General features: G+C 72.4%; 8 protein-coding genes and 1 riboswitch. Of the genes, 6 read left to right on the top strand and 2 right to left on the bottom strand.

Annotated features, from left to right (window positions below):
• The first annotated feature begins 134 nt into the window (after nucleotides 1-134).
• Genes IC63_RS04430 through cobD form a run of 3 tightly spaced genes read left to right on the top strand, consistent with a single transcriptional unit; the run spans nucleotide 135 to nucleotide 2,679 of the window.
• Nucleotides 135-770 carry a hypothetical protein gene (locus IC63_RS04430; RefSeq protein ID WP_232222508.1) on the top strand — a complete coding sequence of 212 codons (636 nt, stop codon included), beginning with the start codon at nucleotides 135-137 and terminating at the stop codon, nucleotides 768-770.
• The gene (cbiB, locus tag IC63_RS04435; protein ID WP_036717242.1) at nucleotides 767-1,702 is read left to right on the top strand and encodes an adenosylcobinamide-phosphate synthase CbiB; all 936 of its coding nucleotides are present in this window, start codon (nucleotides 767-769) and stop codon (nucleotides 1,700-1,702) included. Before IC63_RS04430 ends, cbiB begins: the two co-directional genes overlap by 4 nt.
• Nucleotides 1,702-2,679 (top strand): threonine-phosphate decarboxylase CobD, encoded by a 978-nt coding sequence (cobD, locus tag IC63_RS04440; RefSeq protein ID WP_036717245.1) that lies wholly within the window; start codon nucleotides 1,702-1,704, stop codon nucleotides 2,677-2,679. The genes cbiB and cobD overlap by 1 nt, the downstream gene beginning before the upstream one ends.
• Here the strand turns inward: cobD and IC63_RS04445 are convergent.
• Together IC63_RS04445 and cobO are read right to left on the bottom strand one after the other, a co-directional pair.
• Nucleotides 2,659-4,089, bottom strand: coding sequence for a cobyric acid synthase (locus IC63_RS04445; protein ID WP_036717284.1), 1,431 nt, complete (start codon nucleotides 4,087-4,089; stop codon nucleotides 2,659-2,661). The two genes, cobD and IC63_RS04445, sit on opposite strands and share 21 nt — an antisense overlap.
• A 48-nt stretch (nucleotides 4,090-4,137) precedes the next feature.
• Entirely contained in the window at nucleotides 4,138-4,743 is a 606-nt protein-coding gene (cobO, locus tag IC63_RS04450) for a cob(I)yrinic acid a,c-diamide adenosyltransferase (RefSeq protein WP_036717248.1), read from the bottom strand.
• 37 nt (nucleotides 4,744-4,780) lie between these two features.
• A riboswitch (cobalamin riboswitch) is annotated at nucleotides 4,781-5,007 on the top strand.
• An 86-nt stretch (nucleotides 5,008-5,093) separates the two neighbouring features.
• Between cobO and IC63_RS04455 the strand changes: the two genes are divergently transcribed.
• From IC63_RS04455 to cobN, 3 genes are all read left to right on the top strand, one after another.
• The gene (locus tag IC63_RS04455) at nucleotides 5,094-5,468 is read left to right on the top strand and encodes a DUF1636 family protein (protein WP_036717250.1); all 375 of its coding nucleotides are present in this window, start codon (nucleotides 5,094-5,096) and stop codon (nucleotides 5,466-5,468) included.
• On the top strand, nucleotides 5,469-6,524 hold the full coding sequence (cobW, locus tag IC63_RS04460) for a cobalamin biosynthesis protein CobW (RefSeq protein ID WP_036717253.1): 1,056 nt from the start codon (nucleotides 5,469-5,471) through the stop codon (nucleotides 6,522-6,524).
• Nucleotides 6,525-6,550: 26 nt separating this feature from the next.
• Nucleotides 6,551-9,444, top strand: a 2,894-nt coding sequence (gene cobN, locus IC63_RS04465; RefSeq protein ID WP_036717256.1) for a cobaltochelatase subunit CobN, incomplete at its 3' end; no start/stop codon positions are given.

Here is a 9,444-nt window from a genome sequence, read left to right on the forward strand (position 1 = left end):
ATTTTGGCGAGTGGTTGCAGGGCCGCCTGGGCGCCGGGGGGCCGGTGGTGTTGGTGACGGCGGCCTGCCCCGCCCTGGCCGTTCGGGCCACTCGGCTGGGCGGGGGTCCCCTGTCGCTGCTTCAAGGCAGATGCGTGCTCGACCCCGACCTGGCCCGCGCGCTGCTGGACCGGCTCGGCCTCGCCCACGGATGGTTTCGAATCGAGTCCGAGATGCCGCCCGGCGGCGGCGCGGGCGCCTCGACGGCCGCGCTGATCGCGCTGGCCCGCGCGGCCGGGTTCGAGGGCAGCGGCCTGATCGCGGCGTGTCTTGCCGTCGAGGGCGCGTCCGACCCGCTGACCTTCCCGCAGCCGGACGCCGTGCTATGGGCGCCCCGTCTGGGGCGGGTCATCGACGATCTTGCTCCTCCGCCGCCTGCCGAGATCGTCGGCGGCTTCTGGGGCAACGGCCAGCGCACCGACCCGGCGGATGAAGAGTTTCCCGATGTCGCCGACCTGGTCGATGCCTGGCGGGGGGCCGAAACGCTTGCCCAGCACGCCGCGATCGCTGCCGAATCGGCCCGGCGCTGCACGCTGCTGCGCGGGCCGGGGGCCGATCCGATCGAGGCTCTTGCCGGCACATGGGGCGCGCTGGGGCATCTGCGCGCGCATACCGGCTCGGCCCGCGGGCTGATCTTTGCGCCCGGGACCGCGCCCGCCGGGGTCGAGGACGCGCTGCGCGCGGCGGGGCTGGCGCAGGTCTTGCGCTTTGCGACGGGTGCCGCGCGATGAGCCTTGCCGCCATGATGCTGGTCGCGCTGGCGATCGACGCGGCGATCGGCTGGCCGGATCGCCTGTTCCGCCGGATCGGCCATCCGGTGACGTGGATGGGCGCGCTGATCGCCGGGCTGGACCGGCGCTGGAACCGCGGCCCGCCTGCGGCCCGGCGTCTTGCCGGGGTGGGCTGCGTCGCGGCGGTCGGGCTGGCGAGCCTTGTGCCGGCGGCCGTCTTGCATGCCGCCCTGCCCGCGGGCTGGCCGGGGATACTGACGGGCGGCGCGCTGGCCTGGCCGCTGGTCGCGGCGCGGTCCATGGGGGTTCATGTCCGCGCCGTCGCCACGCCCCTGCAACAGGACCGGATCGACGCCGCCCGCCATGCGGTGGGGCGGATCGTCGGGCGCGATCCCGCGCGGCTGGACCGGGCAGGCATCGCGCGGGCCACGCTGGAAAGCCTTGCCGAGAACACCTCGGACGGGATCGTCGCGCCGGTCTTCTGGGGCGCGGTCGCCGGTCTGCCGGGGATCGCGCTCTACAAGGCCGTCAACACGATGGATTCGATGATCGGTCACCGCACCCCGCGGCACGAGGATTTCGGCAAGGCCGCGGCGCGGCTGGACGACCTGGCCAACCTGATCCCGGCCCGTCTGACCGGTCTGCTGTTCGCGGTCGTCTCGGGGCGGCCGCGCCGGGCGCTGGCCTGCATGTGGCGGGACGCGCGCCATCATCGCTCGCCCAATGCCGGCTGGCCCGAGGCCGCGATGGCGGGTGCGCTCGGCGTCCGCCTGTCGGGCCCGCGCATCTATGCCGGCCGCGTCGCCGACGAGCCGTGGCTGAACGGCGCCGCGCCCGATCCCGCGCCCGAAGCGGTCTCGCAGGGGCTGGCGCTTTACCTGCGCGCCATGGTGCTGCTGGCGGCGTGCCTGCTTGCGGCAAGCGTGGCCTGATGCACATCCGGCGCGACCATGGCGGCGATCTGGACCGGGTGCGCCGCGCGGGCGAGGACTGGCTGGACCTGTCGACGGGGATCAACCCGCGGCCTTATCCGGTGCCGCCCCTGCCGGACGAGGCCTGGGCGACGCTGCCCACGCAATCGGCGATCGCCGCGCTGACCGGCGCGGCGGCGGCGGCCTATGGCGCCCATGTCGCCCCGGTGCCGCTGGCCGGGGCGCAGGCGGCGATCCAGATCGTGCCGCGGCTGGCGGCGCCCGGGCAGGCGCGGGTGCTGGGCCCGACCTACAACGAACACGCCGCCGCGCTGGCGCTGCAGGGGTGGCGCGTGGCCACGGTGGACCGGATCGAGGCGCTGGCCGGGGCCGATCTGGCCGTGATCGTCAACCCGAACAACCCGGATGGGCGGCACGATCCGCCGGAGCGCATTCTCGATCTCGCGCCGCGGGTCGGGCTGCTGGTCGTGGATGAAAGCTTCGTCGATCCCCGGCCCGAGCTGTCCGTCGTCCCGTGGCTCGGGCGCGGGCCGGGCAACGTCGTCGTGCTGCGGTCCTTCGGCAAGTTCTACGGGCTGGCCGGGCTGCGGCTGGGCTTTGCGCTGGCGGGCGATACGCTGGCCCACCGGATCGCCGAGCTGGCCGGCCCGTGGGCGGTCAGCGGGCCGGCCATCGCGGTGGGGCGCATGGCGCTGGCCGACCGGGGCTGGGCGGATCGCACCCGCCAGAGGCTCGGGGCGGACGCGGCGCGGCTCGACCGGCTGGCCGGGCTGGCGGGATGGACGCTGGTCGGCGGCACGCCGCTGTTTCGGACCTATGAGACGGGGGATGCCCTGGCGGCGCAGCAAAACCTCGCCCGCGCGCGGATCTGGTCGCGGATCTTCCCCTATTCCACCGGCTGGCTGCGGCTGGGATTGCCGGGGCGCGAGGCCGACTGGGAGCGGCTGCACGACGCCCTAGCGGGCCAGCGCGAATAGCCCGTCCACGTCCAGGTGCCGTTCCAGATGCGCGGCCAGCGCGTCCAGCGTCGTCTCGACCGTCGCGTCATAGGCCGTCTGCGAGGTCACGCCCAGCCCGGCGAGGTAGGCCGCGCGAAAGCCGTCATCGCGGAACATGCCGTGCAGATAGCTGCCGGCGATGCGGCCATCGGGGCTGATCGCGCCCTCGGGCGCCCCCTCGACCAGGGCGAAGGGCCGCGCGGCGTCGGGGCCGGAGGTCCGGCCGATATGGATCTCGTAGCCGCGAAAGCCGGCCCCGGTCGGGACATGGAGGGCCGCGACCTCGGTCAGGCGCTTGTCGGGCAGCATCACGGTCGCCACGTCCAACAGCCCCAGCCCGGCCTCGGTGCCGGGGTCGCCCTCGATCCCCGCCGGATCGGCGATCTCGCGCCCCAGCAGCTGATAGCCGCCGCAGATGCCCAGCACCCGCCCGCCGCGCCGGACGTGATCGGCCAGCCCCGCAGCCCAGCCTTGCGCGCGCAGGAAGGCCAGATCGCCGCGTGTCGATTTCGTGCCGGGGATGATGACCAGATCGGCATCCGCGGGGATCGCGCGTCCCGGACCCAGCATGGTCAGCCGGACCCCCGGCTCCTGCGCGAGCGGGTCGAGATCGTCGAAATTCGCGATCCGCGACAGGCACAGGCAGACAACATGCGCGCCTGCCGCGGCCGTGCGGTCGCGGATGTCCAGCGCGTCCTCGGCCGGCAGCTTCCACGCATCGTCGAACCACGGGCAGACCCCGTAGCCGCGCCAGCCGGTCTGCGCCGCGATCAGCGCATAGCCGTCATCGAACAGGCCCGGATCGCCGCGGAAGCGGTTGATGACGAAGCCCGCGATCCGGGCCGCGTCGTCCTTGTCCAGAACCACGCTGGTGCCCACGATCTGCGCGATCACGCCGCCCCGGTCGATGTCCCCGGCCAGCACGACCGGCACGCCGGCGGCGCTGGCAAACCCCATGTTGGCGATGTCGCCCTGGCGCAGGTTGACCTCGGCCGGGCTGCCCGCACCTTCGACGAGGACGAGATCATGCGCCCCACGCAGGCGGGCGAAGCTGTCCAGCACATGCCCCAGCAATTTCGGCTTCAACGCCTGATATTCGCGCGCCCTGGCCGTCGTCAGCCGCCGCCCCTGCACCACAACCTGCGCGCCGACATCCGTCTCCGGCTTCAGCAGGACAGGGTTCATGTCGGTATGCGGCAGCAATCCCGCCGCCTGCGCCTGCAGCGCCTGGGCGCGCCCGATCTCTCCGCCGTCGATGGTCACGGCGGCGTTGTTCGACATGTTCTGCGGCTTGAACGGCGCGACCCGGATCCCGCGCAGCCGGGCGGCGCGGCAGAGGCCCGCGACCAGCAGCGATTTCCCGACATTGCTGCCGGTGCCCTGGATCATCAGGGCGCGGCCCTGCGGGTCAGACACGAACGCCAGCCCCCGGGCGCATCAGAACTCGACCCCCGGCTGCGCCTTGACGCCGTCGCGGAACGGATGCTTGACCAGCGTCATCTCGGTGACCAGATCGGCGGCCTCGACCAGCTCGGGCCGGGCATTGCGGCCGGTCAGGCAGACATGGGTCATCGGCGGCTTTTCGGTCAGCAGGAAACCGACCACCTCGTCGATATCCAGATAGTCGTAGCGCAGCGCGATGTTGATCTCGTCCAGCAGGACGAAGCGGATCTGGGGGTCGCGGATCTGTTCCCTGGCGATCTTCCAGCCCCTTTGCGCTGCCGCGATGTCGCGCGCGCGATCCTGGGTTTCCCAGGTGAAGCCCTCACCGGAAACGAACAGCCGGCATTCCTGCGCGAACCGCTCTTGCAGCAGGCGCCTTTCGCCGGTGTCCCAGCTGCCCTTGATGAACTGGACCACGGCGCAGGGCATCCGGTGGGCGATGCAGCGCATGATCATGCCAAAGCCCGACGACGACTTGCCCTTGCCCGCCCCGGTATGGACGATCACCAGGCCCCGTTCCTCGGTCCTGGTCTGCATCATGCGGTCGCGGGCGGCCTTGATCCGCTGCATCTTCTCGGCGTGGCGGCTCGCGTCGTCCAAGGCAGGTTCCTTTCGGCTTGACAGGCACCGAGGCGGCTGACCATATCGCCCGTGCTGGTGCCTGTGCTAACAGGTGAAAAGGGAATGCGCGAGGCCCCGGGCGGGACCGAACCGCAGCCGCCCCCGCGACCGTGACCGGAAAGGGCGTCCATCGGCCACTGACCCTATCCGGGGTTGGGAAGGCCGGACGACCGCCGGGGACCGCCGAAAGGCGCGTCCCCAAGATCCGCAAGCCGGGAAACCTGCCAGCGCGACGAATGAATCCGGGCGGGGTGTTCCGGGGTCGGTTCTGCGGCACGAGCTGTCGCATTTCCGTGTGCCACCCCGCCTGCCGTGACACGGAGATCCGGATGGGCGAGCGATCGTCTCAGGTCGAACTGCTTGTCTGCACGCGCTGCCGTCGCGGCGACCTGCCCGATGGGGACTGCGACCGCCCAGGCGCGCGGCTGTTCGGCGCCGTGGCGGCGCTCTCCCTCGCCGATGTGCGGGTGGTCCCGGTCGAGTGCCTGTCCAACTGCAACCGCGGCTGCACCATCGCGCTGCGCGCCCCGGGCCGCTGGACCTATGTCTACGGCGAACTGGACGACGGTGCCGACCTGGATGCGATCCGGGACGGCACCGCGGCCTATGTCGCGGCGCCCGATGGGCTGGTGCCGTGGCGCGACCGCCCGGCCCATTTCCGCAAGAACTGCATCGCCCGTATTCCTCCGATGGGGACCCTCTGAATGACAAATCTCGAAAAATTGCCCGTCACCGTGATCACCGGGTTTCTCGGCTCGGGCAAGACGACACTCATCTCCCGGCTGATGAGGAACCCCGGCGGCAGGCGGCTGGCCGTGGTGGTCAACGAATTCGGCGATGTCGGCGTCGATGGCGAGATCCTGAAAGGCTGCGCCATTCCGGATTGCCCTGCAGAAAACATCGTGGAGCTGGCGAATGGTTGCATCTGCTGCACGGTGGCCGACGAGTTCATCCCCACCATCGAGGCGCTGATGGCGCTGGACCCGCGCCCCGATCACATCCTGATCGAAACCTCGGGGCTTGCGCTGCCCAAGCCGCTGCTCAAGGCCTTCGACTGGCCCGACATCCGGTCGAGGATCACCGTCGACGGGGTGATCGCCCTGGCCGATGCCGAGGCCGTCGCCGCGGGCCGCTTTGCGCCGAATGTCGCGGCGGTCGACCGGCAGCGGCAGGCCGATGACAGCATCGACCACGAAACACCGCTGTCCGAGGTCTTCGAGGACCAGATCGCCTGCGCCGATCTCATCCTGCTGACCAAGCCCGACCTGGCCGGACCCGAGGGCGTGGCCCGAGCCAGGGCGCTGATCGCCGCGGAATCCCCCCGGCCGATCCCGATGATCGAGGTGGCCGAGGGCATTGTCGATCCCCGCGTGATCCTCGGCCTCGGCGCGGCGGCCGAGGATGACATCAAGGCCCGCCCCTCGCATCACGACGGCGCCGAGGATCACGAGCACGACGACTTCGACAGCGTCGTCATCGATATCCCGGAACTGTCCGATCCCGCCGATCTGGTGGCGCGGATCACCGACCTGGCCAATCGGCGGAACATCCTGCGGGTCAAGGGTTACGCCGCCGTGAGGGGCAAGCCGATGCGCCTGCTGGTGCAGGCCGTCGGCGCGCGGGTCCGCCACCAGTACGACCGGCCCTGGCAGCAGGGCGAGGACCGGCGCGGCCGCCTTGTGGTCATCGCCGAGCATGATGACATCGACGAGCCGGCACTCCGCGCCATCCTGGCCCCCGAACGCGCCGCCGCCGAATAGCCCGCCCCCAGCCGCCGGAAACCCCGATGCACGTCGTCTTTCGCGAAAGCCACGGGCTGGACGAGACCGAGACGCCCACCGATCTGGGGCAGAGCCCGGCCGACCTGGTGGTGCTGTCCTTCTCGGACAGCGACCTCGGCGCCTTCGCGGCGGCGTGGCACGGGGGCGGCGGGGGCGGCGGTCCGGCAGGACGGCTGCCGACGCTGCGGCTGGCCAATATCGCCGCGCTCAAGCATCCGCTGTCGGTCGACACCTATCTGGACCGGACGCTGTCGGGCGCGAAGGCCATCCTGATCCGGCTGATCGGGGGGCTGCCCTACTGGCCCTACGGGGTCCAGCAGATCGAGATCCTGGCCCGCCGCAACGGCATCGCGCTGGCCGTTCTGCCTGCCGACGGGCGGCCGGATCCGCAGCTTCAGGGCGTCTCGACCCTGCCGGCCGAGACGCTGCACCGGCTGCAGACGCTCTGCGATAGCGGCGGGACCGCGGCGGCTTCGGCGGCGCTGGGGGTGATGGCCGCGGCGGCAGGGCTGGCGTTTCCGCAGCCCGCGCAGGGCGATCCGCTGCCCCAGTTCGGCGCCTGGGCGCCCCAAGGTCCGGCGGCGCCCGGCACGGGCCCCACGGTCCTGATCGTCTTTTACCGCTCGTATCTCGTGGCCGCCGATCTCGCGCCCATCGAGGCGCTGTTCGCGGCCCTCACACGCCGCGGCTTTGCCGTGGCGGGCGCGTTCGTTCCGTCGCTCAAGGCCCCCGAAGCGGCACGCTGGCTGGACAGCCATCTGCGGGCGCTGGCCCCGGTCGCAATCCTGAACGCAACCTCGTTTTCGGCACAGGGCGGGGGCACCTCGCCCCTGGATGCGGCGGGGGTGCCGGTGCTCCAGGTCGCCCTGGCGACCTCGACCCGCCGCGCGTGGGAGGAATCGGCGCGCGGCCTGTCGCCCGCCGATCTCGCGATGCACGTCGTCCTGCCCGAGGTCGATGGCCGGCTGTTCGCCGGCGTCGCCTCGTTCAAGCAGCCCCAGGCCCGCGACGGCGCGCTGCAATTCGCGCGCCTGGTCCACACCCCGGAGCCCGAGCGGATCGAGGCGATCGCCGACCGCGTCGCCGCGTGGCACCGGCTGGCGGCGACCCCGGCCGCCATGCGCCGGGTGGCGCTGGTCCTTTCGACCTATCCCGGGCGGGACTGGAACATGGCCCATGCGGTCGGGCTGGACGCGCTGGCCTCGGCCGAGGCGATGCTGGACGACCTGCGGCAGGCGGGCCACGATACCGCCCCGGGCGCGCCGTTGCAGTCGGCTCTCGCCGTCGGAAGGGTGCACTGGCCGCTGGCCGATTACCGCGCCGCCCTGCAGGAACTGCCGCAGCGGCTGCGCGACGAGCTGACGGCCGCCTGGGGCGCGCCCGAGGACGACCCGGATGCCACCGCCCACGGCTTTGCGTTCGCCGCCGTGCAGCGCGGACGGGCTGTGGTCGCGCTGCAGCCCGAGCGGGGCGCGCCGACTCGGCGCGCGGCAGAATATCACGACCTGTCGCGGGTGCCGCGGCACGCCTATGTCGCCTTCTACTTGTGGCTGCGCCGACAGGCCGACGCATTGGTCCATGTCGGCGCCCATGGCACGCTGGAATGGCTTCCCGGCAAATCCGTCGCCCTGTCGCAAGCCTGCTGGCCCGAGGCGCTGACCGGCGATCTGCCGGTCATCTACCCCTTCATCGTGAACGACCCCGGCGAGGCGGCGCAGGCCAAGCGCCGGATCGGCGCGGTCACGCTGGGCCACATCCCGCCGCCGCAGAAGGCGTCGGGCACCCCGCAGCGCCTCGCCCGGCTGGAATCGCTGCTGGACGAATTCTCGAATGCCGATGGCCTCGACCCGCGGCGGCGCGACCGGCTGATGCGCGACATCCGCGACGAGGCGCAGGCGCTGGGCGTCGAGGCCGACCTGGGACTCGACGCGGCCACGTGCCCGTCCGAGGCGATCACGCGGATCGACAGCTTCGTCTGCGACGTCAAGGAAAGCCAGTACGGCGACGGTCTGCACGTCTGGGGCCGCGCGCCCGCGGCCGGCGGGGCCTTCGCCACCGCAAGCTCGGTCGCGGGGGAACGACGGTCGCTGACCGATGCGCTGGCCGGGCGGCGGATCGAGGCCGGTCCCTCGGGCTCGCCCTGTCGCGGGCGCAGCGACGTGCTGCCGACCGGGCGCAACCTGTTCACCACCGATCCGCGCGGCGTGCCGACCCGCGCGGCGTGGCAGCAGGGAATGCGGCTGGCCGATGCGCTGGTCCGGCGCCATCTGCAGGACCACGGCGACTGGCCGCGCGGGCTGATCGTCGACCTGTGGGGCTCGGCCACGATGCGCACGGCGGGCGAGGATTTCGCCATGGCGCTGGCGCTGCTGGGCGTGCGTCCGGTCTGGGATCAGGACTCGAGGCGCGTCGCGGGGATCGAGATCCTGCCTATCGCCGAATTGGATCACCCCCGGATCGACGTGACCCTGCGCGTGTCCGGGCTGTTCCGGGATGTCTTCCCGACGCTGTCGGCGCTGTTCCAGCAGGCGGTCCGGGCGCTGGCCGCCCGCGACGAGGGGCCCGACTGGAACCCCTATGCCGGACACGAGGCCGCGCGCGTCTATGGCCCCGCGCCCGGCAGCTTTGGCCTGGCGATGGGGGGTGCGTTGGGCGATTACTCTGACGCGGGCCGCCGCGCGGCGGGCGAGGCCTGGCTCGCCGCCTCTGCCTGGGCGCTGGACGGCGACCGGGCGATCTGGGACGAGAGCGGCATCCGCAGCCGTGTCGCCGCGGCCGATGCCTTCGTCCACGCCCAGGACCTGCCCGAAACCGACCTGCTGCTGGCCGAGGATTACGCCAGCCACGAGGCGGGCTTTGCCGCCGCGCAGGACGTGGTGGGGGGCCGGGCGGGGGGGGG

The organism is Paracoccus sphaerophysae, from assembly GCF_000763805.1.
Taxonomy (GTDB): Bacteria; Pseudomonadota; Alphaproteobacteria; order Rhodobacterales; family Rhodobacteraceae; genus Paracoccus; species Paracoccus sphaerophysae.